The sequence below is a fragment of the Fictibacillus halophilus genome (genome assembly GCF_042680145.1).
Taxonomy (GTDB): Bacteria; Bacillota; Bacilli; order Bacillales; family Fictibacillaceae; genus Fictibacillus; species Fictibacillus halophilus_A.
Map to the genome: position 1 here is coordinate 2,285,482 of NZ_JBHTNQ010000001.1, position 26,369 is coordinate 2,311,850.

Here is a 26,369-nt window from a genome sequence, read left to right on the forward strand (position 1 = left end):
CTAGGGGGCTCACCGCACGCCCCGCGGAAAGCGAGCATCCTGGAGCGGAAATCAACAACTTCTAATAGCCACAATGTTTACGAAAACAGCCTAATTAATAAAAATACAGGATGTGTATACCATGATTTATCCTTATGGAGACAAAAAGCCTAAAATTTCTGAAACTGCGTTTATTGCAGACTATGTAACAATTACCGGTGATGTTCAGATTGGAGAGTACTCTTCGATCTGGTTCAACACATCAATTCGTGGGGATGTTTCCCCCACAATAATCGGCAATTATGTAAATGTACAAGATAATTCTGTACTTCATCAAAGTCCGAATCGCACACTTCAATTAAAAGATGGGGTAACAGTTGGTCATAGCGTTATTCTGCATAGCTGTACGGTTGAGGAAAATGCATTAATCGGCATGGGTTCATTGGTGCTTGACGGAGCACATATCGGCAAAGGTGCCTTTATAGGTGCAGGAAGTCTTGTACCTCCCGGAAAAGTGATACCGCCAAATACTCTTGCATTCGGACGACCGGCAAAAGTAATACGTGAATTGACAGAAGAAGATATTAAAGATATGGATCGTATACGTCGGGAATATTATGAAAAAGGACAATATTATAAGTCACTTCAGTCTAAACGTTAAATTCGATTAAGTTGCCGTCAGGATCACTCACAAATACCTGATGCCAATCGGTTTTATTGTTTGGTTTATTTACAAATTTAACACCGTGAGCATCAAGAGTCTTGATTAGTTTATCCATATCTTCAACCCTTACCGCAAAATGACCGTCTCTGCTGTCAATCTCAGTTGTGTTTCTTCTGGCTTTTCCTTTATTGTGGACAATTAAATGAAGCTGTGTATCGCCAATATCATACCAAACGCCCGGAAAATCAAATTGAGGGCGTTTTTTATTTTGTTTAAAACCTAAGATTCCTTCGTAAAAATCCAATGATTCCTTCAAGTTTGTAACCAGCAGTGAAACATGATGTATTCCTTTGTACATGTCCTCTACACCTCATTTTCAAATCATGATTTGCCCATTATTTTATCATAATTAATCATAAAAAGAGATTTATAAGGGCTTAAACATCTCCCTAAATGAGTCTCTTCGCTTCTTAAGAGAAGGCTCTTTTCTAAAAGATTGTTGTTTTTAAGTAATTTTGTTCATTTCCTTCACTGACAAGTTGATTGGAGCAGAAGGTGCGAGACTCCTGCGGGACGAGCGGTCAGGTGAGACCACTCATAGGCGCAAAGCGGCGAGGGGGCTCACCGCACGCCCCGCGGAAAGCGAAGCAACCTGGAGCGGAAATCAACTACTTACAAGAGCAACAAAGTTTGCGGAAACAGCCTAAGAGAAAGAGGGATTATCCGATTATCCACTCCCAGCGTTTTAGGACGGTTTTTTTATAAATATTTACACTGCCTTCATTTTCCCATAACAATTGTATTTTATGATGAACATATCAAATTATTAAAGAAGAGGGGGATATTAGTGGCAAAAGTTTTTAATTGGCTTTATGAAAAAGAGTGTACATTTTTCCGGCTTATTAATGGACGAATGCACAGAAGTTCCATTGATCGTTTCTTTCATGTGTGGACTCATCTTGGCGGCGCAACTGCTACGATCTCAACAGCTGTTCTGCTTTTATTACTCCTCCCTGCACACTTAAAATCATGGGGAGCTGTCTGTATGGTTTCACTCATCATCAGTCACATTCCAGTTATGATTTCGAAAAAAATATATCCTCGGAAGCGGCCCTACATGAGCCTTCCCGATACGAATATAGGAGACAATCCGTTGAAAGATCATTCTTTCCCTTCCGGTCATACAACAGCCATTTTTTCCATTGTGACACCTCTTATCCTATTAAACCCGTTTTTGGGAGTGTTTCTGCTTTTCGCAGCTCTTTTAGTAGCTATTTCACGGATGTATCTCGGGCTTCATTACCCTACCGATGTTCTAGCTGGGATAGTTCTTGGCATAAGTTCAAGCTTTGTTTCAATATTCTTAGTTAAAGCTTTTAACTTGGCTAACCTAATTTAATACCAGAATTCCCCGTACAGACCTGAGACGTTATGAAATGGAAAAATCGTGCTCTACCATCTTAGGTATTCTGTTGTTACAATACGTAGAGGCAGTATCATTCAGACTATACACAATTGTAATAAGGGGAGAAATCATGAAACTTGGCATATTTGGTGTTGGATACGTAGGACTTGTAACGGCAGCAAGCTTAGCTGCTAGAGGTCATACTGTATTCATTCATGATACAGCAAAAGAAAAAATAGCTACCTTGCAATCTGGAGGCATACCCATATTTGAAGACGGACTTGAGCCTTTGCTTCACCAAAATTTTAACAGATTATCTTTTACTCATGATGCCCGGGAAGTTATTTCTGAATGTGATATTATTTTCATCTGTACCGGCACCCCTCAGGACGAAAATGGCAAAGCCGACTTATCACAGGTGGAGTCTGCTGTAAACGAGATAGCCAGGCATAGTTTATCAGATAAGATTATTGTAATTAAAAGTACTGTTCCCCCTGGTACAACTGAAAAAATGGAGCAGATAGCAAATAAACAAACCAGTGATTCAAACTTTTCTTTTGCCCACAACCCTGAATTTCTCAGGCAAGGAAAAGCAGTATATGATTTTATGAACCCTTCAAGAATTATAATTGGAGCTTCAGACAAAAAAGTACAAAAAATATTGAAAAGTTTATACAGCGCTTGGGATGCGCCGATTTTGCAAACAGATGCAAGAAGTGCAGAACTGCTTAAATATGCTGCAAATTCCTTTTTGGCTATGAAAATTTCATACATTAATATGATCTCACAGCTAAGTGATCAATTAGGAACAAACATTGATGATATAGCTTCCGGAATTGGGTTAGATCCAAGGATCGGCAGTGACTTTTTAAAAGCCGGAATTGGTTTTGGCGGCTCATGTTTTCCAAAAGATTTGAAAGCAATTGAAAATGCGGCAGCAGACATTGGTGTTAAACTGCCTTTTATCGGAAAGACACTCGATATTAATGAAAAACAAGGTGAGCTCTTTTTCGAAAAAATAATGGCTTACGGTGAAGATTTAAAAAATAAGAAAATAACACTCCTTGGACTTTCATTTAAACCAAATACAGATGATATACGTTCTGCCCCATCAATTGTTTTATCAGAAAAACTCGTGAATGAGGGAGCTCGAGTGACTGCATTCGATCCACTAGTGAGAGATTTCCCCGTAGAAGGTGTGTACATTGCTCATTCTTTTGAATCAGCCATAACTGATTCGGAAATTACAGTTATCATTACTGAATGGGATGATTTTAAAAAACTTTTGCTGGTTGAAAATATCAGGAGAATGAAGCAGCCGCCTGTTATTTTTGATGGGAGAAACATGTTTACTCTTGAAGAGGTCAAACGTGTTGCTGAACATTATCCTCTACATTATGAGTCAATTGGAAGACCACAAGTTAGAAGTTTAGGTGTTAAAAATCAGCTATTTGTATAAAAGGATGCCTGCCATTTAAAAATGGCAGGCTTTTTAATATTATTTTGTTTGAGATGCTGAGTGAAAATCTGAAAATCGCACGTTATTTAAAAAATACGGAATTTTCGACAAAGCGCTATATTCATCAAAACAAAAACAGACTCCCATGTAAAAGGAGTCTGTTTTATCAGATTAAATATTTGCTTGTTTCTTAAGTTCTTCTGCCTTGTCAGTTTTCTCCCATGGAAGGTCGATATCTGTACGGCCAAAGTGACCATATGCAGCAGTTTGCTTGTAGATCGGACGGCGAAGATCAAGCATCTTGATGATTCCAGCCGGACGAAGATCGAAGTTGTTGCGAACTAGTTCTACAAGAACTTCTTCTGATACTTTACCTGTTTCAAAAGTGTTTACAGCGATTGATACAGGCTGAGCCACACCGATCGCGTATGCAAGCTGAACTTCAACTTTGTCAGCAAGACCTGAAGCTACGATGTTTTTCGCAACATAGCGAGCAGCGTACGCAGCTGAACGGTCAACTTTAGTAGCATCCTTACCAGAGAATGCTCCACCGCCATGACGTGCATAACCACCGTAAGTATCAACGATGATCTTACGTCCAGTTAGACCAGCATCACCTTGTGGTCCGCCGATAACGAAACGGCCAGTAGGGTTGATGAAGTATTTTGTGTTCTCATCAATTAACTCAGCAGGAACAACTGGCTTGATTACTTTTTCTTTAATATCTTTTTGAATTTCTTCAAGTGTGTTCTCTGGGTGGTGCTGAGTAGAAATAACGATTGTATCGATACGTACTGGCTTATCGTTCTCATCATATTCAACTGTTACTTGAGTTTTTCCATCTGGACGCAAGTAAGGAATTTCTTCAGACTTACGTACTTCAGTAAGACGGCGAGATAATTTGTGTGCTAATGAAATCGGAAGAGGCATAAGCTCTTCTGTTTCGTTACAAGCAAATCCGAACATTAGACCTTGGTCACCTGCACCGATTGCTTCAATCTCAGCATCTGACATAGAGCCTTCTCTTGCTTCTAGCGCTTGGTCTACACCCATTGCGATATCAGCAGATTGCTCATCGATAGAAGTTAGTACAGCACAAGTTTCAGAATCGAAACCGTATTTTGCTCGGTCATATCCGATTTCTTTAATTGTTTCACGTACAACTTTTGGGATATCTACGTAAGTAGAAGTTGTGATCTCACCAGCAACAAGTACAAGACCTGTTGTAACAGATGTTTCACATGCTACACGAGCATTAGCATCATTAGCTAAAATTTCATCTAGGATTGCATCTGAAATCTGGTCACAAATCTTATCCGGATGACCTTCTGTTACCGACTCAGATGTAAATAAACGACGACTAACTTTTTTGGACAAATTAATATCCTCCCTTAATTGCTTTCAGTATGATACGGTACTTTATTCTTATCTATTTTGCATTGTTTATGTTCTTACCTTGAAAAAGGCATAAAAAAAGCCCTTCCCTGTTTCACATATCATTCACGAGGGAAAAGGTTTAAAATAAAAATGCCTTCATCCTCTTATTGTCCAAGGTTATTTTCACCTTGCAGGTTAGCACCTTTTCATTTTAAGCAGATCCATAATCTCCGCTTTCATGTCGGTTGCTGGGTTTCATAGGGCCTGTCCCTCCACCTACTCAGAATAAGAGTAGCCGTTCTCGAAATATAATAGCGCAATGACTTTATGATGTCAATAGAAATCCCTTTAATATCAATAAGAAGAAGCTGAATTTTGTATTTTTTTGATATCGCTTTCAATATGATGGAGATTCCTGGTGTATTTAAGCCTTTTTTTTAGGATTAAGAACTTTTCTGATGCGCTTTCATAAAATAGTATACATTATTTAAATTAATGTGTTATACTAATTTTCGAATATATCACTCTAGGATAAAGGATGGTACTGTCTGATATGAATACTTTGGAATTTACGACAACCTTAAATGAACTTGTGACCCGTGAAACAACTCACCAGAACTTGCCTGTTCCGGTTTTAGTAGAGAAATCATTAACAAGAAAAGAAGGCATTCTTACTTCTACAGGTGCACTTCGAGCAACCACGGGGAAATACACAGGTCGGTCCCCTGAGGATAAATTTATCGTTGAAGATGCATCCGTAAAAAAATCCATTGACTGGGGCAAAGTAAACAAACCATTTTCACCTGAAAACTTTGATAAATTATATAAAAAAGTACTTCAATACTTAGGCACTAAAGAAGAGTTATTCTTATTTAAGGGTTTCGCAGGGGCAGATCAAGAGTACCGTCTTCCTATTCAAGTTATTAACGAATATGCATGGCACAATTTATTTGCACATCAAATGTTTGTGCGTCCTAATGAAACTGAACTTGCTTCACATGAATCTCAATTTACAGTAGTTTCAGCTCCTGGATTCCAAGCAAATCCTGCTGAGGATGGAACAAACTCTGAAACGTTTATTATTATTTCTTTTGAAAAACGAATCGTATTAATCGGTGGTACTGAATATGCTGGTGAGATTAAAAAATCAGTATTCTCTGTTATGAATTACTTGCTTCCTGAAAAAGGAATCCTTTCTATGCACTGTTCAGCCAACGTCGGAAACGAAGGTGATGTAGCTCTTTTCTTCGGCTTATCCGGAACTGGGAAAACAACACTTTCCGCTGATCCTAACCGACGCTTAATCGGTGACGATGAGCACGGATGGGCTAACACTGGTGTATTTAACGTCGAAGGCGGATGCTATGCAAAGACAATCGATCTTTCAAAAGAAAAAGAGCCGCAGATTTGGAATGCCATCCGTTTTGGAAGTGTATTAGAGAATGTAATGATCGATGAGGATTCCCGTATTGCTGACTATAAGGATTCCACATTAACTGAAAATACAAGAGCGGCATATCCTGTTGATGCGATTCCAAACATCATTCAGCCAAGTGTGGCAGGTCACCCAAATACAATTATCTTTTTAACAGCTGATGCCTTTGGAGTATTGCCTCCAATCAGTAAATTAACAAAAGAACAAGCGATGTACCATTTCTTATCTGGATATACAAGCAAGCTTGCTGGAACTGAAAGAGGAGTTACTTCACCGCAAGCAACTTTCTCAACATGCTTTGGTGCTCCATTCCTTCCGTTGCCTGCAACTGTTTATGCAGAAATGCTTGGCAAGAAAATCGATCAGCATAATGTTCAAGTATTCCTTGTTAACACAGGCTGGTCCGGCGGTGAATATGGTGTCGGAAGCCGTATGAATTTATCTTACACTCGTGCTATGGTTCAAGCGGCACTTGAAGGTGAGCTGACATCTGTTGAAACTGTTGTAGATCCTGTATTCGGACTTCACATTCCAACACATTGCCCAGGTGTACCTGATCAAGTTCTTCAGCCAAAGAAAACATGGGATAACCCTGAACAATATGATGTAAAAGCAAAAGAACTTGCTGCTAAATTTAAGGCTAACTTTGAAAAATTCAAATCCGTTTCTTCTGAAATCACGCAAGCAGGACCACTCGCGTAATCATCTTAAATCAACCCTCCCGTTATCCAGCGGGAGGGTTTTTTGGTATTTATTTGAAAAAAAGAGTTGAAAAGTGACATCGATGTCATTTATAATAACGACATGAATGTCACTTTAATGACCGGGAGCTGATTACATGGAACAATCGGAAAAATTATTAAAAAACAAACCCTATCAATTGTTAATTTCTGCTCAACTGATTTCCAATCTTGGAGACTGGCTATCAATTCTTGCTGTGTTCACACTGGTGGGGCTTAAATGGGAAGCAACACCACTACAAGTTTCGTTAATTATCTTATCTCTTGCCCTCCCAATGACTTTACTGGGGCCTGTAGCAGGTGTTTTGGCTGATCGTTGGGAACGCAAATACATTATGATTATTTCTGATACGGCAAGAGGTTTCATTATTTTTGGTCTCGTTTTTGCTAATGAACTTTGGCATGTGTATTCATTATTATTTGGATTAGGTATTTTTTCGGCTCTCTTTACACCGGCCAAAAACGGAAAGCTGAAAGAAATTGTGCCGGATTACCACATGCAACAAGCTGCCTCAATCAGTTCCATAATTGAGAGCGGCACGAAAATAATCGGACCTGCAGTAAGCGGCCTTCTTCTTGCACTATGGAGTTTCAAGATCATCTTTATTCTTGATGCAATAACCTTTTTGCTATCCGTTCTTCTCCTGCTTAAGATTCCAGCAAACCCTTCACAAATTCTTAATGAAGAACACGAAGAGAATAAGCTAAAGAAGAACTTTATCAAAGAAATGCTTGATGGTTTCTCATTTATTAAGGGGATTCCCGCTATTATGTACGGAACGCTTTTAATGGCTGTTACTATGTTCGTTATTCAGATGTCAGATTCACAGTTCGTTACTCTCTTTAGAGAATTAAAAGAAGTGTCACCCCGATTAATTGGTACTGTTATGACCGCTTCTGGAGCAGGGTTTTTAGTTACGGGAATCATCTTGAGTAAGTTTGAAATTAAAAATGCGATTAAGGCTATGGCAGGCGGAATATTGGCACTCGGTTTAGGATTTGGTAGTCTTGCTATCCTTACTGATATTAGTCTTTCCAATCCTATGTTTTGGGCACCTTCTATAACATTTTTAGCTTGTGTTGGGGCTGGGTATGTTTTTATTCCCTTTCAGGCTAATGTATTAAAGCTAACTCCCGAACACATGACCAGCCGTACATTCGGTACAATCGGCAGCATCATGACGTTTTCCTCTTTAGTCGGTCCTGTTGCTGGCGGATTGTTAGCAGAGATATTCGGTGTCATTCCGATCTTTATTATTACTTCAAGTGGATTGTGTCTCATAAGTGTGATAGCTTTTATTTTAATAGGAAAGATTGAAGCAAAAAAAGGAGAACCATATGTCACCGAAAGTAACGGAGAGCCACAAAGAAGAGCGGAAGCGTAGCATTCTAGAAGCAGCAAAAAAAATATTTATAAAAAAAGGGTACGAAGCCTTTGTCATGCAAGATGTAATTGATGCTGTCGATTTAAGCAGAGGTGGCGTGTATTCCTACTTCTCCAGTAAAGAAGACTTGTTTTTATCAATATTAGAAGATTCGAATAGAACTTACAGCAAAGAGATTAAAGATATGGCTAAACATCCTTCAATTTGGAATTCATTAGTAAAAGATTTCGAAGATTATAAATCTGCGAGTGATACAGAAGATTTGTTTGGAGCTGTACAAATCGAATACTTCTTAATCAATAGATTGCTTCCTGAGAAAAAAATCTACATGAAAGAACGTTATGAATTTGCTATTGAACATCTGATGAAATTATTTGATGAAGGTGTAAAAAAGGGAGAATTCAACCCTAAATATCCTTTAGATACAATTGCAAGGTATTTCATAACTTTTAACGATGGAATAAATATAGCCACAATCTTCCTCAATAAAAAAGATTTAAACTTTAACGCTCAAATTGATATTTTCTTGTCTCATTTAGCCAGTATGTTAGGTGTAAACCAACAAAAATAAAAGGAGCTGTTTTCATTCAGCTCCTTTTTCCATGCTCCTTCATCCACTCACATAACGCATATGTAATTTTTCTGTTTTCCTTTGGCGGAAAGTAATGCGTATATTCGGGATAGATCCAAGTTTCACATGGTTTTCCGAGTTCTTCTAACCTTTTTTCAATCTTAAGTGTGTGCTGTACACTCACATTTTCATCTCTCATTCCGTGAATACATAATAAAGGCGCTTGTAATTCACTACAGTAATACAAGGGTGAACGCCATTCGTATTCTTCAGGATACTTTTCTGGGGTGCCGCCGATTACCCTTTTCAGCATCCGGCGCAAGTCTTCTCTTTCCTCATAAGTGACAGCCATATCTGTTACACCGCCCCAAGTAACTACAGATTTAATTTCAGGGTACTTCATAGCAGTAAACAGCGCCATTGGACCGCCTCTAGAAAAACCAAACACATGGATTTCATTGTCATCAACTTTTGGAAACTGTTTCAGTACTTCAAATGCAGTAAAGGCATCAGTCCGGTCCTTACCGGCAAAGTCTTCGTTTCCCTCTCCACCTAGGTTTCCTCTGTAATATGGAGCCATTACTGCGAATCCTTGTGATGCGAATTGAATAATCCTTGCGATACGAACCATGCCAACTGACTTAATACCGCCTCTTAAATAGAGAAATCCCGGAAAAGGCCCTTTCCCCTCAGGCAGAGCAGCCAGACCTTTTATTCTCAAACCGTCATTTAAATACGTTACAACATACAGCTTAATGGTTGGATGTGGGGAAGGAAATCGCTGCCATTCTATGATTTTTGCTCGTTTCATTCCGACACTCCTTGTTTATTTAGTGGGCAAACACACATTTTCAGTAATCACATACATTATTACATAAAAGTCATGACTTCATCCCTATTTGTGCAGGAGGATTGCAATGAAACATTTAAAAAGGAAATTCACTTTACTGTTTACTTCCCTGCTTGCCTTTTCCTTGCTTCTGGCTGGTTGTAACACTTCCAGTTCTAAACAGGAAAAAATCCGTATAGCAGAGGTTACCCGCTCTATTTTTTACGCCCCTCAATATGTAGCCATTGAAAAGGGTTTTTTTGAAGATGAAGGGATTAACGTTGAATTAACAACAACTTGGGGCGGAGATAAAACGATGACTGCTTTACTGTCAGACGGTGCTGATGTTGCACTTGTAGGTTCAGAAACAACCATTTATGTTCACGCTCAAGAATCTACAGACCCTGTAATCAACTTCGCACAGCTTACGCAAACGGACGGAACTTTTTTAGTGGCACGCAATAAGCCCGATTTTTTCTCATGGGAACAGTTAAAAGGCAGTACTTTCTTAGGTCAGCGTAAAGGCGGTATGCCTCAAATGGCTGGTGAATTTGGTCTTAAGAAACACGGGATCGATCCTAAAAACGATCTGACAATGATACAAAACATTGATTTTGCAAATATCGCTAATGCATTTGCTTCTGGTACAGGTGATTATGTTCAATTGTTTGAACCTCAAGCTAGTCTTTTTGAACAAGAAGGTGTAGGTCACATCGTTGCTTCCTTTGGAGCAGAATCGGGGAAAATCCCTTACACGACTTTCATGGCAAAAGAAAGTTACATGAAAGAAAACGAAGAAACTCTTGAGAAATTCACAAAAGGCTTATACAAAGCTCAGTTATGGGTAGAAAACCATTCCGCTGCCGAAATTGCTGAAGTCATCGCACCATATTTTGAAGATACCCCTGTCGAATTAATTGAAACAGTAGTTGATCGTTATAAGAGCCAGCATAGCTTTGCATTAAATCCAATATTGGATGAAGAAGAGTGGAACAACCTGCAAACCATAATGGAAGAGGCTGGAGAACTTCCAAAAAAGATCGATTATGATGTTCTCGTTGATACAACGTTAGCGAAGAAAGCTATTAAATAAAGTGCAGGAGGGATCGTCGTGGCTTTTTTGCAGCTAAAATCAATCGGTCAAACTTACTTCTCAAAAACATCCGCCACAACGGCCTTAGAAGATATTTCACTTTCAATAAATGAAGGAGAGTTCACTTCCATTCTCGGTCCAAGCGGATGCGGAAAATCCACCTTGTTATCTATTATCGCAGGTCTTCTAATACCAACCGCTGGATCGGTTATGGTAAACAATCAGCCAGTCAATCAGCCACATCCAAAGATTGGCTATATGCTTCAGCAAGATTATCTTTTTCCATGGAAGACGATCGAAGATAATATTACGCTTGGCCTAAAGCTCAGAAATCAAAATACAGCCGAACACATTCAAGCTGCCTTCCGTTTATTAAAAGAAATCGGACTTGAACATACAAAAAGTAAATACCCTTCAGAACTTTCAGGTGGAATGAGGCAAAGGGTGGCACTTGTTCGAACATTAGCAACCCAGCCAAAGATGCTTTTACTTGATGAGCCATTCTCAGCTTTAGATTACCAAACAAAACTGAAGCTAGAAGACTTAGTATCTTCTACTCTAAAAGAACACGGTAAAACGGCTATTCTTGTTACCCATGATATTGGTGAAGCAATTGCGATGAGTGATAATGTCATATTATTATCGAGTAATCCCGGCCGTATTTTCCGCACGTTTAAAATTCCAGAAACTCTAAATGGCCTCCTGCCATTCGAAGCGAGACAGCACCCTGATTTTTCAGCAACATTTCAGCAAATATGGGAGGAGTTGGAACACATTGAGCAAAACGATCACGAACAAGAAACATCTTGAGTTTCTTTTATCCATAAAAAAAGAAAAACGAAACATCCGGATTGTCCAGCTGCTCATTTTTCTAAGTTTTTTTTCAATGTGGGAAATCTCTTCAAAACAAGGCTGGATCAATCCATTGCTTTTTAGTTCTCCAACTAAAATCTGGACTCTGTTTCTCGAAAAGACAAGTGACGGATCTCTTTATATCCATGTTGCATTTACTCTTGGCGAGACCGTTCTTGGATTTATACTTGGTACCCTTATCGGTACCTTATTAGCAGCATTGCTATGGTGGTCACCTTTTTTATCAAGAGTATTAGATCCATATTTGGTTGTTCTTAATGCTATGCCGAAAGTTGCCTTAGGTCCTATTCTGATAGTTGCGATCGGACCTAATTTTGGATCGATTATAGCAATGGGAGTTCTCATCTCAGTTATTATTACAACACTTGTCGTGTATACGGCTTTTCAAAACGTTGATGAAAACTATGTTAAAGTTGTCCGTTCATTCGGCGGGGATAAAAAACAATGTTTTAAAGAGGTCATCCTTCCAGCATGTTTCCCAAGTATTATTTCGTCTCTGAAAGTAAACGTCGGTTTATCATGGGTGGGAGTTATTGTCGGCGAGTTTCTTTTTTCAAAACAAGGGTTAGGCTACATGATCATTTACGGCTTCCAAGTGTTCAATTTCACACTTGTATTAATGAGCCTTTTAATCATTGCTGTAATGGCTACGGTAATGTATCAAGGAGTCGAGTACCTAGAGAGTAAACTTATAAAGCACCATTCATAAATTCTGATCAGACCAGGGACTGTTCGAGAGCGTACCTCATGCTTTCTGATAATACCTGGTCTTTCATCATAAAACTAAAGGCTTTGTTGGTTGCTACATCTTCTGGAAGTTGACTCATTAGGACTGGACCATTCGTTTCAAAATAACGATGTTTCAATAAAATTTTATCTACGTTGACCACATAGATATTTTTTATGATTTTTCCGCCTTTTCCGTCTACGTAATACTGGCCAATGTATTTTAATTCAGAAACACGTCCTCCTGTTTCTTCATAGACCTCTCGGATTGCGGCCTCATCTGCTGTTTCGCCTGGCTCTACTTTCCCACCGGGAAATTCTATACCTCGCCTTGGATGTTCGGTTAATAACCACTGGTCTTTGAATTTACAAATACACCATACATGCATTGGAGTATCAGAAAATGGGTGGTCAGAAAACGACAATTGTACGGTGTTGTTATAGAAATCTTTAAATGTAATAATATCCATCGCACTACTCCATCTCGACTATTTCCTCTATTGTAAAGTTCACAACATTTAAAGTCCATTTGTTTTAATCGGTCATTCAGATAATCGTGAAAAAACATGGGTAGCCCCATGCTTAATCCACTGAAGCAAATGTAATGATCCATTTGCCGTCAATATATTCATATCCTAGAGTAATTTCATAGATACCGTAAAGATCAGAACTGTTCTTTTGATAAACGCGATAAGATGTATCAGAAAGCTGCTTGATATTTACCGGTTCCTCTTCTTCTAACCAAGGAGGCAATTCAGTCGGAATGATATACAAAGAACTTTCTTTTTCTTCAAATAAACCATCTGTATAGTATGCAGCAATATCTTCAGAAACAAAGTTAGTTAAATAAGTTATAAGTTCATCTTTTGTAGAATAATTTATTACTTTATAATTATCATCTGTTTCCTGTTTTAGAGCTTCCATGAAAAGGCTTGCATTTTTCTTTGCAAGATCCTCGTTGAATGAAGGAATTTTTTTCTCTCCAGTCTTTTTCTCTTCAGCATTAACTGGCTGTGAGATCGCTTTATCCTTCGTACCGGAATTCTCTTGAACTTGATCTGGGATGTTAGGGACAAATAGAAAGGACAACATAACAGCAAAACATAGTGCTATAAAAGCCTTCACGAAATCCACCACCCGTCATTGTTTTATTACTATAATCTATTCACTGTCTTACAAATTCTAAACATTTAGTATAAATACTTGTATTTTTTAGCATGTTCTTTTTGATTTTTTACTTTTCTTCCCTATTTCATACAATCCAGTTGCTGCCAAGCCAGCTATTCCTCCAGACCATAGCCTTAGCTCTGCATCCATATCGGTAAAAGGGTAAGCAAGAATTCCAACTATTAAACCAACAAAAAAGCTGCTAATAGGGATATATTTCTTAGGAATCGGGAAAGTACGTTTTAACAGCTCCATAAGTGCAGTAACTAATGGGGCCAGAAGCGATGAAAACATGAGTACCTGCTCCAACCGGACCACCTCCTCTTTTTCACAGCTCGTTCTTCCATCCTTTATGTATTTTAAAGATTCAAGCTGCATAACTTAAATCCTGCCTAACTAAAAAATTACTTTTTGTCCTAATCATAATGCACCTTTTTGCATAAACTGAAGTGCCATGACTTTTTTCGGTTATTTTTATTAAATCGGTCCATACTATGGGTAATGAAAGGCAAGACAGGAGTGAGTTTTATGGTAAAAGGTGACGATCTTTTTCTTATACGTCTAGAAGCAAATGAAATCTCTTGGTGGGAATATGCGAGGAATGTGTCTCCTGTTTCAAGACCGCCACAGTATTTAACATATTGGTCTTTCTTGAAAAATAGAGGAAAACTGCCTAGAAGATTAGTAAAAGAAGCTGAATGGCGGATGGAAGCTAGAAGGAAAGGGTTACTAGATACTTAAGTTAGAATTATGGACAATATCTAAAAGGTTTGAATAATAGGCTCATTTCTAAAAGATTGTTGCATTTGGACTTTTTTGTTGAGTACGCTTCTTTGATTAGTTGATTGGAGCGCAAGGTGCGAGACTCCTGCGGGATCAGCGTGCCGACTACCTGAGTATTCTTCTCGCAGGGCATGCGACGAGGAAACTCGCTTCGGCAGGATTTTCTTGTAGACGCAGGAGCAGCACTTCATATATCTTTCACCGGGGCTCACCGCACGCCCCGCGGAAAGCGAGCATCCTGAAGCGGAAATCAACATATTCAAATAGCAACAATGTTTACGAAAACAGCCAAATAAAAAGAGGTTTGACTTCAAAAGTTTTTATTTTGAGTCAACCTCTTTATTTTTTTAGCTATGTAATTTTTTTAATAATACATTCAATTTTCTCATTTTAGATTCATAACCGGGTTTCAGCTCATATTCAAGATCTTTTAACTCAGAATCTACAACCTCATATGCATAACCCTGGCTAAGTAACGCTTCGACTAGTAATTCCTTATCTTCTTCAGAGAGATTAAGTCTTTCTTTATATTTCAATGTTAAAGCCCCCCTTCCATGTATGCATTCATTATAACGCGGGGCTTTAGAGTATATCCTTACTAAAAATTTGGAAATTTCCAATCTCATGCTAACTCGTGATAACTACCCATGCAATCGCACCTATAATTATCAATACATTAGTAAAATAATCAATAATCCGAGTATCTTTTTTTACCATTGTCGCTGTAAAATACAGAAGCAATCCAAAACAAAAGAATATAGCTAAATAATAACCGATCACAGACCAGGATAAGAACAAAATTTGATTTTCCATATACATATCCTCCCTCATTTACTTCATAAATCGAGGATAATGATTCGTAAGGTAGCTGGCTGGCATATTGTAAGAAAATGAAGCCCCTTTAGCTTTGCGTCCCCACTTTTCAGTGAATTTGCCTTTATCAAACGATTTATGGTATTTCTTCTGTTATTTTGTCGTAAAAATAAACCCTTTTCCCTACCCATAGGGATATTATACCAAAAATAAAATAAATAAGTATTTATTTTTTAAATATTTAAAAAATATTTAACTGATATGATCCTCTCTTCCTATAAGCTGAGCATTTTTCCACTCAGATTCTAATTCTGTTAATGTGAATTCCGTTAAGTGTCTATGGTCTTCATAACCATATAGCCCTTTATGAATAAGATGCTGAATCAAACGCTGTTTTCTTCCTTCTACAGCTCTTCTCAATTGACCCTTATTATGATTCATTCCTCAATCTCCTTTTTTTTAACCATTTTAACCACCTTAAAGAAGATTCAAGCATTCAAGGAAAATAAAAAAGTCCCTTCCATCAGAAAGGAACTTCAAACGTACTTCGTTTAATGTAAGACAGATTTACTCCATTGTTCATAAACAGAGTTAGGCGCATTCCAGCAAAGCCATGAAACCATAGTTTTTACTCCGTGCTGGCTCACTTCCCAGTATTCCCAGCGTCTTTTGGAGAGATTCTGATAAATTCCTGTTTCATTAACCCAACCATCCACATTAAACGCCTCCTATTTATTTGCTTTATAAAAACTTCTTTCTAAACTTATGATTTCCTTTTTTTTACGTTTGCAAAACTCCGACAAAAGGTAACATAATACTACAAATTCTATTGGTTATTTTACTAATATGATGCTCATGTCATACATAATAGGAGAAAAAAATGGATTTATGGAATCTGCCAACATTAGACCTGGCAAAAAGACTTCTTGGAATGGAACTTATTCATAAAAATCGAGATGGTTTAACTTCTGGTATAATTGTCGAAACAGAAGCTTATTTAGGCCCTGAAGACCGGGCTGCCCATTCTTTTGGAAACCGGAGAACCCCAAGAACTGAAGTCATGTTCCATGAAGCAGGAACAATTTATACTTATTTCATATATGGCATGCATGTTTGCTTCAATATTGTGACCGGTCCGGTAGATAAACCCGAAGCAATCTTAATTAGAGCTATTCAGCCTGTCAGAGGAATAGAAATCATGAAGGCAAGAAGAGGCGGAGTGAGAAAAGAGGTTCAGCTCACAAATGGTCCTGGCAAGCTTTCAAAAAGTATGGGGTTTTCGCTGGAGCATTCTGGTCAAAAAATGAATACGTGCGGAATAAGTATTAAAGAAAAAATTGAGATCCAGCCACATGAAATAGAGTCCGGACCAAGGATAGGCATTCAATATGCGGAAGAGGCCGTATATTTCCCCTATCGTTTTTGGATAAAAAACAACCCTTACGTATCGCGTTAATACGTAGGGTTGCTTTCATTGATAGATACAGCTGCATCATCCTGAATTAAGTCAACAGCTGCAGTCCTGTTCGTCTCTTGCATCCATGCAAGATGGTAATAGGTCTGCTTTTTCATGGAAACATATTTTGATTGCATGATAAAAAGCCATGCAAGTAAGAATAAGGCAGTTTTTAAAACACTTTCTCCCGTAAAACTTACAGAATTGATAGGCAGTACATTTGCTGCAACGCTCGAGAGTAATCCTGTAAAAAGAGCTGCCAATAAAAATAAAGGCTGATTATTTCTCAGAAATCTCATTCGCTGCTGCAAGTTATTCTGAATAAAAAGTCGTTCTTGTAAATTAAACTGTAAATATCGGCTTTTAGCCGCTTTCGCATTTGCTACTAGCCCTTTAGATCGGTCTGTTTGCCAAAGAGTCTTAATAAAGAGACTAAATTCAATATCACGGGCAGGTTCCCTGACCATCTTACGGTGAATGAAATTATGCGCCTGATAAAAAGTAATAGCTTTATATAATATCTCCAAGATTATGTAACCTGTTATTACTGTTAAAGCAAACACGAACCAAAAAGAATTCATGCCGCTTTCCATTAACTCAACAACGGGATTAATGACGGTTTGCAGCTGCACCCAAATAACTTTTCCAGCAAGTATTATTAATTCAAGCCATTTTTCCAAAAATATCACTCCGAAACATCATTATGTATTTATCTATTTTAACATGAAGTTCCGTTTATGCTTACATTTATTTACTCATTTTTACTAAACTAGGGATTTTGGCATAAACAAAAGCCGCAGGAAATTCCTGCGGCTTGCAATTACTTTATTAAGCAGTTGCTTCTTCTTTTCTTTCCCCAACATGCTTATCTTCACCTTTGTCAACGATAACTGCACAAGCAGCATCCCCAGTGATATTAACCGCTGTTCTAAGCATATCCAATAGACGGTCTACTCCTAGAATCAATGCGATACCTTCTACAGGCAATCCTACAGAGTTTAATACCATCGCTAACATGATAAGCCCAACTCCAGGAACTCCTGCTGTACCGATACTAGCTAATACGGCAGTCAAGATAACGGTTAGCATTTCAGTAACACCTAGGTTCACATTGTAAACTTGTGCTATGAAAATAGTTGCTACCCCTTGCATAATCGCAGTTCCATCCATGTTAATCGTAGCACCAAGAGGCTGAACAAATCCACTGATGGATTTACGAACCCCAAGATTCTCTTGTGCTGTTTTCATTGAGATTGGAAGTGTAGCATTAGAACTTGAAGTACTGAACGCTACTGACATTGCAGGTGCAAATCCTTTAAAGAACCAAATTGGGTTCTTTTTTGCTAATAGTGCAATAGATCCACCATATGCAACGATAGAATGGATAAACAGCGCTAAAATAACTACACTCATATATAAGCCCATCGCCTTTACAGCGTCCATCCCTTGGCTTCCGACAGCAGAAGCAATTAGAGCAAACGCCCCATACGGAGCAAATTTCATAACAACGTTTACAAGATACATCATAATATCGTTACCTTGTTCTATTAAATCCATAATTCCTTTTGTCTTGCTTCCCAACATTGTGAGAGCAAAACCAACAAATACCGAGAAGGCAATAATTTGCAGCATATCTCCGTTTGCCATTGCCTCAACAGGATTTGTTGGAATGATATTCAGTAATGTGTCTGCAACTGCAGGTGCCTCTTGCTGCTCAAACTTTGCTCCTTCAGTTTCAAAATCACCAACGCCTGGTTTAAAAATAAGTGCTAAAGCCATAGCAATAATGATGGCGATGGTTGTAGTTGCAAGGAAGTAAGTTATAGTTTTTGCACCCACACGGCCTAATTTTTTCGGATCACCTAATCCAGCAGTACCTAGAACGATTGAGAAAAATACAATTGGTACAACCAGCATTTTAATAAGGTTTAAGAATAATGTTCCCACTGGTTTTAATACATACTTATCCAGTGTTGCGAAAGCATCTGGCAAGGCTAAGTTAAGAATAAGTCCCGCAACAACCCCAAGTGCCAATGCAATCAAGATTTTTGTTGATAATTTCATAAACGCATCCCCCTTTATTTAGAAAATTCTCACTATTATCACTATAGTGTGAGGAGTGTGTCCTAATACATGTCTAAATTTTTGTTTGCATATAAAAACCCACGAAAATTAGAGAGGAATTTTCCGTGGGGTACACTGCAACACATAGACTTAGCCATGTATATAAGCTCTCTCTCCAAAAACGCTTACGAGGTTAGCTGTCGGATTAGGGAATTGAGAGTTATCCCTTCTGCTTTTAACAAATTCATCCCAGGCATAGTGCCAAAGTGTGGTTCCCCCGCTTCTTTTAAGTTCAGAATAGAACAAAAGAATTCAGCGAATCATATTAACATGCTTTAATCTTATCAACATACATAAAAATTTGTCAAGATTTCTGAACATGCATATTTATTCCATTTAAATGTTTCATCATGAAGGTTTTTCCAAAACTTCTTTTCTACCCCATAAGCATGAACAAATAAGCGAATTATGTAAAAGGTTCTATTTTTCAGGGAGGTATTGTAAATGAAGATCGTATTTTATGAAAAAGGTGATTTAAGCATTATCGTTGGTGCTTCAAAATTAAAAGGTGAATTAACAATTGAGCAGATAAAAAATGAAAGTGAAAAAAAGGCTAAAGAACTTGGTGAGTTATTAGGCCGAGAAATTGGATTCCTAATTGACATGAACGGCAAATTGGATGCTCAATTTAAAAAATAGCATGAAGAAAGCTGACCAAATTGGTCAGCTTTTTATTATGGCTTCCACTGATTATAAACCCAGTTCCCCATTTTATAATAACCTCTTCGATTCGGATGCAAAGTATCTGCAAAATACATGTCTTTCTCGATATTTTCATAAAGTTCATACGTAGAAATGTATTTCGTTAATGTGCTTTCTTTGCTCGCTTCAATAATTGCTTCATTCCACGAACGTATACTTTCAGGAGCTTTTGTATCATACTCCTCGCCAAAATATGGATTATATAAACCTAAAACATATACTTGTGCAAAAGAGTTGTTTTCCCTAATGACAGCAAGTGTTTTACTTAAATTGTTGCGCAGCTTTTCCTTTCCAAGCAGAAGCGGCTGCTGCGGAAGCTGGCGGAAGTTCCAGCCAGCCGCATGTCTAAAATCATTTGTACCTATAAATACAAACACATATTCAGCCTGTTTAAGGGCTTTTATTACGACACCATTGTCTAATTGACGTAAAAGCTGGTCTGATCTTTGTCCGCTGATCCCAAAATTATTAACAATTACATTTCTGCCAGTTTGCTTTTGGATATTTTGACGTACAACGCCAATATATCCTGTCTTTGAAGGATCCCCTACCCCATACGTTAATGAATCACCCAGAGCGACTATTTTTATTGTCTTTGTCTTATTAGCACCTTCTGTTTTTCCTACTTGAAATATGGCAAATAGAAGTATGGCAAGAATCGTCCCTCCAATTAACCACTTTTTTGACACTTTCCTCACATTACGTCCTCAATTCTAGTTATGGTTTTATTACTTTTTACCATATTGAAGGAAAATATCAAGTAATGAATGTGCTATTTAATACGATAATCTTCTGAAGTTTGCGGTGCATCTTCCCAAAGATGATCTTTATCATAATGATAGGTGTCCTTTTTCACGAATGAATGTATGAGCAAAGCCACTCCTCCGCATAATAGTCCTGCCGGTAATAAGGCAATCAGAAAGCCTGTCATTTTAATCCCCTCCTGTACAAAACTATATGTGAAGCATCAAATTTTTATGAAACGGAAAAAAAGGGGATATAAATAATTACATATAGATTTTTAGGGTATATAGCTATAGAAAGTATAAGTCGGAGGTGCCTTCGTGGGTTTTGTGTTTACTTTACTTTATTTTGCAATTATTGCAGTCGTAATTGAAATTAATGTTCTTTTATTTACACTTACAGGATTAAAAAAAGAAATAGCCCGTTTCCAGGTAATCTCTATGTTCACTGCAACAGGGTTCACTACAGGAGAATCAGAACTAATATTAGAACATCCAATCAGAAGAAGACTGAGCACTTTTCTTATTCTTTTCGGTGTTTTCTCTCTTGCTGTAATCATTTCTGCGATTAGCAATATATTATCTGATGAGTTTCGCTCTATTGAACTTGGGATGATTACATTGGTTCTTATAGGACTCTACCTCATTATGAGTATCCCGAAGTTTAAACGTTATCTGGAGAAATCGTTTGAAGGACATCTTGAAAAACAATACAATCTAGCTGATCTGCCTCTGCGTGATGTGATGTATTTTGATGAAGATGATGTCGTGATTGAACTGCCAATCCATAAAAACTCATCAGTCATCGGCAAGAAATTAAAAGACGTTATTGAAATGGAAGATGACATGCTGGTGTTATTTATTAAACGCGGTGATGTTACATTAAGAAAAGATAGCTATACAACTGAAATCCAAGAAGGAGATATGATTTTCCTGTACGGTAATCAAAACTCCCTTACAAAAAGGTTTAAAAAAGAAATGGAAGAACTAAAAGAAAAAACAGAAAAAGAAAAGAAAAGGTAAAAAAGGAGCTATTAAGCCCCTTTTTCATTTAAACTGTAATAGGTTTGTTTGCTTTTACCTCAGTCATATGATTGATAATCAACAACTCAATTTTTTCAGCTTCCATCGGTCGGCAAGTATAAAATCCTTGTATTTCATTGCAGTTCTTCTCTTTTAAATAATTATATTGTTCTTCAGTTTCAACGCCTTCTGCTACAACGTTCATTTTTAATGAGTGAGCTAAAGTGATGATTGCAGTAGCAATAGCAGAATCATCTGTTTCCGTACCAATTCCTCTAATAAATGACTGATCGATCTTTAATGTATCAATATGGAATTTCTTTAAATACCCCATCGAGGAATAGCCCGTCCCGAAATCATCCAGCGCAAAATGCACACCCATTTTTTTTAATTGCTCGATGGAGTAAAGTATAGTTTCTTCATACTTCATTAATGTACTTTCAGTAATCTCAAGCTCTACAAATTCCGGAGGCAAACCCGTTTCCTTCAGTACCGATTGAATAGATGCAACAAGATCTCTTTGCAAAAATTGCCTAGCAGACAGATTTATCGCGATTCTAACTGGAGGATATCCACTATCCATCCACTCTTTTGTTTGTCTGCATGCTGTGCGAATAACCCATGCTCCTATTTTAGTAATCAGCCCTGTTTCTTCGGCTAAAGGAATAAATTCCCCTGGAGAGATCATCCCCCAGCGCGGATGATTCCATCGAATTAAGGCTTCCAAAGCAATGATAGATGTTCGATCAATTGAAAACCTTGGCTGATAATGAAGCAGCAGTTCATCATTATCAATGGCTCCGTGCAGTTCATTCTCCATAAGCAGTCTTTCATAACTGTTGCTGTCAAGTGTACTTTTATAATATTGATACGTATTTTTACCATCTTCCTTAGCACGGTACATGGCTAGATCTGCATTCTTCAATAATGCTTTTGGATCGTGACCATCTAGGGGAAATATAGAAACTCCTATACTCGCTGTAATATGTATCATTTCGTCCTTAATAAAAATAGGTTCCGAAAATATTTCTAGAAGGTTAGTCATTTTCTGCTTAAGCTTCTCTTCGTTTACATCTTCAAGAATGATTGTAAATTCATCTCCGCTCATACGGTACACTCTGCCAAAACCTCTAGTAAACATTTTTAATCTTAAAGAAACTTCTTTTAAGACGAGGTCGCCAAAAGAATGCCCGAGAGAATCATTAATAAATTTAAAACGATCCAAGTCTAAAAACAGGACTCCCAGCTGCTGGCTCTTATTTTCAGCGTTTCGTATATGACCTTCAAATTCTTCTGTAAATGACCTTCGATTTGGCAAGCCTGTAAGCTGGTCCTGATAAGCCATCTTTTTAATAAGTTCTTCGTGTTTATTTCTTTCAGTAATATCTCTTGCCACAACAACAATGTTCTCAATATCACCTGATTCTTTCAAGACTGGCATGGCCCTGGCTTCAATCGTTACGTAATGCCCATTTGCGTGAAGATAACGGAACTGAACTTCTGACGGCTTTTTATCTTTTAAAAGAACTCTAAATTTATCAGATACCGCGGGAATATCTTCCGGATGTGTATAGGTCAGAAAAGAGTTTCCCAAATTGGCTTCTGCCCCAAAAATAAGCTTGTAAGAAGGTGACGTATACTTAACCTTTCCGCTCGTATCAAGTGTGACGATTAGGTCTGTTACATTTTCAGTCATCGCTCTGAATTTAGCTTCACTTTTTCGAAGTGCCTCTTCTTTTTGCTTTTGTTCAATCGCTAAACCTGCGAGATGCGTAAACGCTTCCATTGTTCCCCATTCTTTTTCGTCAGGAGAAGTTGGTGCTTTAAAGTAAACGGCTAAGATTCCAAGCAGCTGATTTGAAGATGAAAGAATCGGATTGCTCCAGCAGGCTCTTACTCCATGCTGCAAAGCCATTAGTTTCTTTTTATCATTTTTCAATTCCTTCTCTATGTCCATTAAAATAACTGGCTGGTATGTAAACGCCGCTCTGCCGCAGCTCTCTTCAGCAGAGCTTATTTCAATCTGATGTATATCTTGAATGAATGATTCAGACAGATTTGCAGAATAGACGTACTCAAGTCTTTTATCCCGCTCATTAGCCAAATGGATACAAACTTCTGATTGTGGCATCGCTGCTTCAAAATTTAAAGAAATGGCTTTAAACACATCCTGCAAGCTGCTTCCTTTCGCAATCATTTCTAATATTAATTTTTGGCCGATAAGCAAAGATTCAGCATTTTTTTGTTCTGCATATAGGATACGATATTGTTCTTCAGATCTTTCTAGTTTTTCTGCGATGTTTTTGGTTTCAGTAACGTCTTTAACAGATGCTAATAAATGTGTGCACTCGCCATGTTGATTATGTATAGGGGTTAAGCATGTCAAGGCTGTTTGCCGCATACCCTTATGGAACGTTTCTGTCTCAAACTGAATCGACTCTTCGGAGAATACCGTTTGTTCATAGACCGCTTGCAGTTCTTCAGCTAGTTTCCTATCAAGTACCTCGTCCATAAACTTGCCAATAACATCTCTCTTGATCCCAGCATATTTAAGAGCTGAATCATTTGCTGCTGCATATTGAAATCTCTTTCCTTCATCCACTACTTTCATTAAAAACATCATATCGAGAAATCCATTAAATAATGTGTTGATCTCTGTTTGATCTTCTATCCGAAACATACTTTAGTCTCCCCGATAATTAAGTTGACAACTATCAAAAAATTCTAATTTCTACTATAAGTATATAAAATTGTTAATTTTTTTACCATAAAAATTAAAAACAACCCCCAAAGCCAATAGAAGATCTTCGAAAAAGTAGAAAGTATATAAAAAAAGAACCTCTTCGGGGAGGTCCTTTTGGTGTTGCCGTCTTTAATTCTCATCCTACTTCTTTAACAGTCATTGGAACAAATGATAATAACAAAGAAATGATGTTATTAATTTGTTCTGGAGTAATATGTATTCCATCGTTAGCTAATAATTCTTCTTTAAGACGTATGATCCTATCCACTTCTTCTAGCCGCGCATCACTCAAGCAATAATCAATTGTATTTAATAACTCCAGCAACTGATTATTTTTATTGGTAATGTAATATGTAGTGTTCACCAATAAACACCCCCCACTATCATTATTATCGAAACTAAGGTCATTTTCCTACAAAAACAATTCGTCAAATGACGACATATCTTACTTTATATGGATTTTAACCCATTATACCTAATGCTTTTTGTCGAAACGGGTCGTATTTTCAGGAACAAAGTCCTATTATTAAATCTTTTGTTAACTTATATTTTTCAGAAGTTTACATATCTTCGTGTAATTACTTTAGTTAAATAACTTTGATAATGAAGCAAATGGAGAGATTTCCTCTTCAGCTTTTGTTTTATATACTAGTTTTTCAGGTTCAAAGAGTTTAGATTCCATGTAGGAAGCCGGATTCATTGTAAACTCTACATTACTGAAAATCTTTTGAAGGATTTTAGCTGTATTAATTGCATCATCTAACGCTCGATGCTTAGATCCCACATATGATAGTTCTAATGCTTGAAGTGCACGTGATAATCCGTAGCGAAAACCTTTTCCACTATCATGCAGCATACTGAAATGGAATTGCAGATCATTGTGATTTATAATCCATTCAATATCTGTCTGATGAAAAGTAGAATCTGTTATGAGAGCCCATTTATCCTCAGGTCCCCAGGAGCATAAATAATAGTCTTCTAAACCTATCCATGCTCGAAAGCTTTCAATGGCTTCAGTGTAAGAAGGAGCAGAAATTAAATCTTTTTTTGTAATACCTGTAAGGTTTGTGATGCGTGTATTTAATTTATCCATTTTCGGCTGAACAAAGGATTGAAACGTATCAAGATGCATAAGTTCTCCATTTACTACCTTCATACGTATCGCACCAATCTCAATAATTTCAGACAAACGGTTAGTCATTTCTAAATCATAAACAATATATTGCATCCTCCACCACACCTGCCTTTCATCATTTCGCCCTTTTGGTGAATGTCTACTATTATTGTAGATGATTTGTTAACAAAATGAAATATTTCCATGGTTTTTATTAGTTGCAAGCTGATATAATTGCTATGTCTTCTTATTTAGCTTCATCATTAACATTATTTTATGATTATGATCAGCTTACATGTCATCTATTCTCCATTCGTAAATGTTTATTAATCTGCCAAACTTTTCATTTTCAATTTACTTTTTCTTTTGTTAACATTATTGTTATCTGTTTTAAATAAATGAATTACATAATGAGGGATCTATAATGAAAAAATCTTTATTCTTATTATTATTTGCTGTGCTTTTAACAATGTCAGCTTGTTCCAAAGATGATACACAGAAAGATCAACCAACTGCAGAGACGAAAGCAGAAAATAATAAAGATGAATCTTCTCCGCCTGCCGCTTCAGGCGATGAAGAAGCAGAAGAAACTGCAGCAGCTGATGATTCAGAAAATACTTCAGAAGAAGATGCAACGAACGAAAATCAGGATGAAGAAGAAAAAGATTACTTAACAAGCCATCACCAATTTGTTGCAAGTGAAGTGACAAACCTTTCGGAAAAAGAAGTCAGCAACATGTGGGGAGAACCCGTACGAACTGAAAAAATTCAATTTCGTTATTCTGGAACATCGAACTTTATTCCAGCTGTTGTTAACTATTATCAAAATGAAAAGTTTGCTGTTACTTTTGTTGAAGGAAAAGCCGCTCGTCTTGTTTATTCGGTAATTGATGAAGAAATCTTATTTGATGATGATAAAACAAAGGCACTAGAATTAGCTGGTCTGCCAACAGATGTTGAAGAAACAACAGATACCGATACAGCTTTTGTATGGAACGATATTGGCGGTGTACATGAGGTAACGATGTTCTCTAAAGGTGAATTTGCAGACTATCTATATATCATTCTAGATGAAGCATATAAGTAACTACTAAACTGACATTTGGTTTCTATAAATCCGCACCTATCACGTTTCTATGCTTATCCTGTCTGCATAAAATGGGAT

At 37.5% G+C, this 26,369-nt stretch carries 31 protein-coding genes and 3 riboswitches; of the genes, 14 read left to right on the plus strand and 17 right to left on the minus strand.

The genetic code is table 11. From position 1 onward, the window contains the following. Positions 1 to 121 precede the first annotated feature (121 nt). Positions 122 to 640 (plus strand): gamma carbonic anhydrase family protein, encoded by a 519-nt coding sequence (locus ACFQ4X_RS11720; protein ID WP_379835321.1) that lies wholly within the window; start codon positions 122 to 124, stop codon positions 638 to 640. Here the strand turns inward: ACFQ4X_RS11720 and ACFQ4X_RS11725 are convergent. Then, entirely contained in the window at positions 630 to 1,001 is a 372-nt protein-coding gene (locus ACFQ4X_RS11725; protein ID WP_379835323.1) for a VOC family protein, read from the minus strand. The two genes, ACFQ4X_RS11720 and ACFQ4X_RS11725, sit on opposite strands and share 11 nt — an antisense overlap. A gap of 489 nt (positions 1,002 to 1,490) precedes the next feature. On the opposite strand from ACFQ4X_RS11725, the gene ACFQ4X_RS11730 reads away from it, so the two are divergent. Together ACFQ4X_RS11730 and ACFQ4X_RS11735 are read left to right on the plus strand one after the other, a co-directional pair. Then, positions 1,491 to 2,042: a phosphatase PAP2 family protein gene (locus ACFQ4X_RS11730; RefSeq protein WP_379835324.1), complete on the plus strand. Its 552-nt coding sequence runs from the start codon at positions 1,491 to 1,493 to the stop codon at positions 2,040 to 2,042. Between the two features lie 136 nt (positions 2,043 to 2,178). Beyond that, a complete protein-coding gene (locus tag ACFQ4X_RS11735) occupies positions 2,179 to 3,507 on the plus strand; it encodes a UDP-glucose dehydrogenase family protein (protein ID WP_379835326.1) in 1,329 nt (442 codons plus the stop codon). Between the two features lie 171 nt (positions 3,508 to 3,678). Here the strand turns inward: ACFQ4X_RS11735 and metK are convergent, their stop codons facing one another. Beyond that, complete coding sequence (gene metK, locus ACFQ4X_RS11740; RefSeq protein ID WP_379835327.1) at positions 3,679 to 4,884, minus strand: methionine adenosyltransferase; 1,206 nt, start codon at positions 4,882 to 4,884, stop codon at positions 3,679 to 3,681. Between the two features lie 161 nt (positions 4,885 to 5,045). Then, a riboswitch (SAM riboswitch) is annotated at positions 5,046 to 5,176 on the minus strand. 261 nt (positions 5,177 to 5,437) lie between these two features. On the opposite strand from metK, the gene pckA reads away from it, so the two are divergent. The 3 genes from pckA to ACFQ4X_RS11755 all read left to right on the plus strand — a co-directional run bounded on the left by pckA (position 5,438) and on the right by ACFQ4X_RS11755 (position 9,015). Beyond that, positions 5,438 to 7,021, plus strand: a complete 1,584-nt coding sequence (gene pckA / locus ACFQ4X_RS11745; RefSeq protein WP_379835329.1) for a phosphoenolpyruvate carboxykinase (ATP) — start codon at positions 5,438 to 5,440, stop codon at positions 7,019 to 7,021. Positions 7,022 to 7,157: 136 nt separating this feature from the next. After that, complete coding sequence (locus tag ACFQ4X_RS11750) at positions 7,158 to 8,444, plus strand: MFS transporter (protein WP_379835331.1); 1,287 nt, start codon at positions 7,158 to 7,160, stop codon at positions 8,442 to 8,444. Further along, complete coding sequence (locus ACFQ4X_RS11755; protein WP_379835333.1) at positions 8,398 to 9,015, plus strand: TetR/AcrR family transcriptional regulator; 618 nt, start codon at positions 8,398 to 8,400, stop codon at positions 9,013 to 9,015. Before ACFQ4X_RS11750 ends, ACFQ4X_RS11755 begins: the two co-directional genes overlap by 47 nt. Positions 9,016 to 9,031: 16 nt before the next feature. Here ACFQ4X_RS11755 and ACFQ4X_RS11760 read toward each other — a convergent pair whose 3' ends face one another. Continuing rightward, complete coding sequence (locus tag ACFQ4X_RS11760; protein WP_379835335.1) at positions 9,032 to 9,826, minus strand: alpha/beta hydrolase family protein; 795 nt, start codon at positions 9,824 to 9,826, stop codon at positions 9,032 to 9,034. A 106-nt stretch (positions 9,827 to 9,932) separates the two neighbouring features. Here ACFQ4X_RS11760 and ACFQ4X_RS11765 point away from each other — a divergent pair, with 106 nt between their 5' ends. Genes ACFQ4X_RS11765 through ACFQ4X_RS11775 form a run of 3 tightly spaced genes read left to right on the plus strand, consistent with a single transcriptional unit; the run spans position 9,933 to position 12,519 of the window. Then, a complete protein-coding gene (locus ACFQ4X_RS11765) occupies positions 9,933 to 10,937 on the plus strand; it encodes an ABC transporter substrate-binding protein (RefSeq protein WP_379835336.1) in 1,005 nt (334 codons plus the stop codon). Positions 10,938 to 10,955: 18 nt separating this feature from the next. Continuing rightward, positions 10,956 to 11,747, plus strand: coding sequence for an ABC transporter ATP-binding protein (locus tag ACFQ4X_RS11770; RefSeq protein ID WP_379835338.1), 792 nt, complete (start codon positions 10,956 to 10,958; stop codon positions 11,745 to 11,747). Further along, the gene (locus tag ACFQ4X_RS11775) at positions 11,713 to 12,519 is read left to right on the plus strand and encodes an ABC transporter permease (protein WP_379835339.1); all 807 of its coding nucleotides are present in this window, start codon (positions 11,713 to 11,715) and stop codon (positions 12,517 to 12,519) included. Before ACFQ4X_RS11770 ends, ACFQ4X_RS11775 begins: the two co-directional genes overlap by 35 nt. Positions 12,520 to 12,526: 7 nt before the next feature. Here ACFQ4X_RS11775 and ytkD read toward each other — a convergent pair whose 3' ends face one another. From ytkD to ACFQ4X_RS11790, 3 genes are all read right to left on the minus strand, one after another. Continuing rightward, positions 12,527 to 13,006 (minus strand): RNA deprotection pyrophosphohydrolase, encoded by a 480-nt coding sequence (gene ytkD, locus ACFQ4X_RS11780; RefSeq protein ID WP_379835341.1) that lies wholly within the window; start codon positions 13,004 to 13,006, stop codon positions 12,527 to 12,529. A gap of 112 nt (positions 13,007 to 13,118) precedes the next feature. After that, a complete protein-coding gene (locus ACFQ4X_RS11785; RefSeq protein ID WP_379835343.1) occupies positions 13,119 to 13,661 on the minus strand; it encodes a hypothetical protein in 543 nt (180 codons plus the stop codon). 87 nt (positions 13,662 to 13,748) lie between these two features. Next, on the minus strand, positions 13,749 to 14,012 hold the full coding sequence (locus tag ACFQ4X_RS11790; RefSeq protein WP_379835344.1) for a holin: 264 nt from the start codon (positions 14,010 to 14,012) through the stop codon (positions 13,749 to 13,751). A 219-nt stretch (positions 14,013 to 14,231) separates the two neighbouring features. Here ACFQ4X_RS11790 and ACFQ4X_RS11795 point away from each other — a divergent pair, with 219 nt between their 5' ends. Continuing rightward, positions 14,232 to 14,444, plus strand: a complete 213-nt coding sequence (locus ACFQ4X_RS11795) for a hypothetical protein (RefSeq protein WP_066291901.1) — start codon at positions 14,232 to 14,234, stop codon at positions 14,442 to 14,444. A gap of 389 nt (positions 14,445 to 14,833) precedes the next feature. On the opposite strand, the gene abbA is transcribed toward ACFQ4X_RS11795, so the two are convergent. From abbA to ACFQ4X_RS11815, 4 genes are all read right to left on the minus strand, one after another. Next, positions 14,834 to 15,022, minus strand: coding sequence for an antirepressor AbbA (abbA, locus tag ACFQ4X_RS11800; RefSeq protein WP_379835346.1), 189 nt, complete (start codon positions 15,020 to 15,022; stop codon positions 14,834 to 14,836). Between the two features lie 91 nt (positions 15,023 to 15,113). Beyond that, positions 15,114 to 15,299 (minus strand): hypothetical protein, encoded by a 186-nt coding sequence (locus tag ACFQ4X_RS11805; RefSeq protein ID WP_077359410.1) that lies wholly within the window; start codon positions 15,297 to 15,299, stop codon positions 15,114 to 15,116. Between the two features lie 47 nt (positions 15,300 to 15,346). Then, a riboswitch (cyclic di-GMP riboswitch) is annotated at positions 15,347 to 15,432 on the minus strand. Positions 15,433 to 15,551: 119 nt separating this feature from the next. Then, positions 15,552 to 15,740 carry a Fur-regulated basic protein FbpA gene (locus tag ACFQ4X_RS11810; protein WP_379835348.1) on the minus strand — a complete coding sequence of 63 codons (189 nt, stop codon included), beginning with the start codon at positions 15,738 to 15,740 and terminating at the stop codon, positions 15,552 to 15,554. A gap of 110 nt (positions 15,741 to 15,850) precedes the next feature. Further along, entirely contained in the window at positions 15,851 to 16,015 is a 165-nt protein-coding gene (locus ACFQ4X_RS11815) for a hypothetical protein (RefSeq protein WP_156774282.1), read from the minus strand. A 164-nt stretch (positions 16,016 to 16,179) separates the two neighbouring features. Between ACFQ4X_RS11815 and ACFQ4X_RS11820 the strand changes: the two genes are divergently transcribed. Beyond that, positions 16,180 to 16,755: a DNA-3-methyladenine glycosylase gene (locus ACFQ4X_RS11820; RefSeq protein WP_379835350.1), complete on the plus strand. Its 576-nt coding sequence runs from the start codon at positions 16,180 to 16,182 to the stop codon at positions 16,753 to 16,755. Here ACFQ4X_RS11820 and ACFQ4X_RS11825 read toward each other — a convergent pair. Both ACFQ4X_RS11825 and ACFQ4X_RS11830 read right to left on the minus strand, forming a co-directional pair. Further along, a complete protein-coding gene (locus tag ACFQ4X_RS11825) occupies positions 16,752 to 17,435 on the minus strand; it encodes a hypothetical protein (RefSeq protein ID WP_379835351.1) in 684 nt (227 codons plus the stop codon). The genes ACFQ4X_RS11820 and ACFQ4X_RS11825 overlap by 4 nt on opposite strands. Positions 17,436 to 17,583: 148 nt before the next feature. Next, positions 17,584 to 18,819: a dicarboxylate/amino acid:cation symporter gene (locus ACFQ4X_RS11830; protein WP_379835353.1), complete on the minus strand. Its 1,236-nt coding sequence runs from the start codon at positions 18,817 to 18,819 to the stop codon at positions 17,584 to 17,586. 167 nt (positions 18,820 to 18,986) lie between these two features. Continuing rightward, positions 18,987 to 19,147, minus strand: a riboswitch (cyclic di-AMP (ydaO/yuaA leader). 176 nt (positions 19,148 to 19,323) lie between these two features. Here ACFQ4X_RS11830 and ACFQ4X_RS11835 point away from each other — a divergent pair. Continuing rightward, positions 19,324 to 19,518: a hypothetical protein gene (locus ACFQ4X_RS11835; protein WP_077359415.1), complete on the plus strand. Its 195-nt coding sequence runs from the start codon at positions 19,324 to 19,326 to the stop codon at positions 19,516 to 19,518. A 35-nt stretch (positions 19,519 to 19,553) separates the two neighbouring features. Here ACFQ4X_RS11835 and ACFQ4X_RS11840 read toward each other — a convergent pair whose 3' ends face one another. Both ACFQ4X_RS11840 and ACFQ4X_RS11845 read right to left on the minus strand, forming a co-directional pair. Continuing rightward, entirely contained in the window at positions 19,554 to 20,279 is a 726-nt protein-coding gene (locus ACFQ4X_RS11840) for a GDSL-type esterase/lipase family protein (RefSeq protein WP_379835355.1), read from the minus strand. 74 nt (positions 20,280 to 20,353) lie between these two features. Continuing rightward, entirely contained in the window at positions 20,354 to 20,512 is a 159-nt protein-coding gene (locus ACFQ4X_RS11845; protein WP_165389362.1) for a hypothetical protein, read from the minus strand. 133 nt (positions 20,513 to 20,645) lie between these two features. On the opposite strand from ACFQ4X_RS11845, the gene ACFQ4X_RS11850 reads away from it, so the two are divergent. Continuing rightward, positions 20,646 to 21,347, plus strand: coding sequence for a TrkA C-terminal domain-containing protein (locus ACFQ4X_RS11850; RefSeq protein WP_379835357.1), 702 nt, complete (start codon positions 20,646 to 20,648; stop codon positions 21,345 to 21,347). 28 nt (positions 21,348 to 21,375) lie between these two features. Here ACFQ4X_RS11850 and ACFQ4X_RS11855 read toward each other — a convergent pair whose 3' ends face one another. The 3 genes from ACFQ4X_RS11855 to ACFQ4X_RS11865 all read right to left on the minus strand — a co-directional run bounded on the left by ACFQ4X_RS11855 (position 21,376) and on the right by ACFQ4X_RS11865 (position 25,318). Continuing rightward, positions 21,376 to 24,027: a sensor domain-containing phosphodiesterase gene (locus ACFQ4X_RS11855; protein WP_379835358.1), complete on the minus strand. Its 2,652-nt coding sequence runs from the start codon at positions 24,025 to 24,027 to the stop codon at positions 21,376 to 21,378. A 199-nt stretch (positions 24,028 to 24,226) separates the two neighbouring features. Continuing rightward, positions 24,227 to 24,454: a hypothetical protein gene (locus ACFQ4X_RS11860; RefSeq protein ID WP_156774284.1), complete on the minus strand. Its 228-nt coding sequence runs from the start codon at positions 24,452 to 24,454 to the stop codon at positions 24,227 to 24,229. A gap of 219 nt (positions 24,455 to 24,673) precedes the next feature. Further along, on the minus strand, positions 24,674 to 25,318 hold the full coding sequence (locus ACFQ4X_RS11865; RefSeq protein WP_379835360.1) for an exonuclease domain-containing protein: 645 nt from the start codon (positions 25,316 to 25,318) through the stop codon (positions 24,674 to 24,676). Positions 25,319 to 25,628: 310 nt separating this feature from the next. On the opposite strand from ACFQ4X_RS11865, the gene ACFQ4X_RS11870 reads away from it, so the two are divergent. Further along, a complete protein-coding gene (locus ACFQ4X_RS11870; protein ID WP_379835361.1) occupies positions 25,629 to 26,291 on the plus strand; it encodes a hypothetical protein in 663 nt (220 codons plus the stop codon). Positions 26,292 to 26,369: the final 78 nt, after the last annotated feature.

Excerpts from the sequence above, each read along its gene's own strand:
- ACFQ4X_RS11835 (WP_077359415.1), top strand. The coding sequence starts at position 19,324 with ATGAAGATCGTATTTTATGAAAAAGGTGATTTAAGCATTATCGTTGGT.
- ACFQ4X_RS11810 (WP_379835348.1), bottom strand. The coding sequence starts at position 15,740 with ATGAATCATAATAAGGGTCAATTGAGAAGAGCTGTAGAAGGAAGAAAA.
- ACFQ4X_RS11795 (WP_066291901.1), top strand. The coding sequence starts at position 14,232 with ATGGTAAAAGGTGACGATCTTTTTCTTATACGTCTAGAAGCAAATGAA.
- ACFQ4X_RS11855 (WP_379835358.1), bottom strand. The coding sequence starts at position 24,027 with ATGTTTCGGATAGAAGATCAAACAGAGATCAACACATTATTTAATGGA.
- ytkD (WP_379835341.1), bottom strand. The coding sequence starts at position 13,006 with ATGGATATTATTACATTTAAAGATTTCTATAACAACACCGTACAATTG.
- ACFQ4X_RS11830 (WP_379835353.1), bottom strand. The coding sequence starts at position 18,819 with ATGAAATTATCAACAAAAATCTTGATTGCATTGGCACTTGGGGTTGTT.
- ACFQ4X_RS11735 (WP_379835326.1), top strand. The coding sequence starts at position 2,179 with ATGAAACTTGGCATATTTGGTGTTGGATACGTAGGACTTGTAACGGCA.
- ACFQ4X_RS11865 (WP_379835360.1), bottom strand. The coding sequence starts at position 25,318 with ATGCAATATATTGTTTATGATTTAGAAATGACTAACCGTTTGTCTGAA.
- ACFQ4X_RS11750 (WP_379835331.1), top strand. The coding sequence starts at position 7,158 with ATGGAACAATCGGAAAAATTATTAAAAAACAAACCCTATCAATTGTTA.
- ACFQ4X_RS11725 (WP_379835323.1), bottom strand. The coding sequence starts at position 1,001 with ATGTACAAAGGAATACATCATGTTTCACTGCTGGTTACAAACTTGAAG.
- ACFQ4X_RS11845 (WP_165389362.1), bottom strand. The coding sequence starts at position 20,512 with ATGACAGGCTTTCTGATTGCCTTATTACCGGCAGGACTATTATGCGGA.
- ACFQ4X_RS11760 (WP_379835335.1), bottom strand. The coding sequence starts at position 9,826 with ATGAAACGAGCAAAAATCATAGAATGGCAGCGATTTCCTTCCCCACAT.
- ACFQ4X_RS11755 (WP_379835333.1), top strand. The coding sequence starts at position 8,398 with ATGTCACCGAAAGTAACGGAGAGCCACAAAGAAGAGCGGAAGCGTAGC.
- ACFQ4X_RS11820 (WP_379835350.1), top strand. The coding sequence starts at position 16,180 with ATGGATTTATGGAATCTGCCAACATTAGACCTGGCAAAAAGACTTCTT.
- ACFQ4X_RS11805 (WP_077359410.1), bottom strand. The coding sequence starts at position 15,299 with ATGGAAAATCAAATTTTGTTCTTATCCTGGTCTGTGATCGGTTATTAT.
- ACFQ4X_RS11870 (WP_379835361.1), top strand. The coding sequence starts at position 25,629 with ATGAAAAAATCTTTATTCTTATTATTATTTGCTGTGCTTTTAACAATG.
- ACFQ4X_RS11765 (WP_379835336.1), top strand. The coding sequence starts at position 9,933 with ATGAAACATTTAAAAAGGAAATTCACTTTACTGTTTACTTCCCTGCTT.
- pckA (WP_379835329.1), top strand. The coding sequence starts at position 5,438 with ATGAATACTTTGGAATTTACGACAACCTTAAATGAACTTGTGACCCGT.
- ACFQ4X_RS11720 (WP_379835321.1), top strand. The coding sequence starts at position 122 with ATGATTTATCCTTATGGAGACAAAAAGCCTAAAATTTCTGAAACTGCG.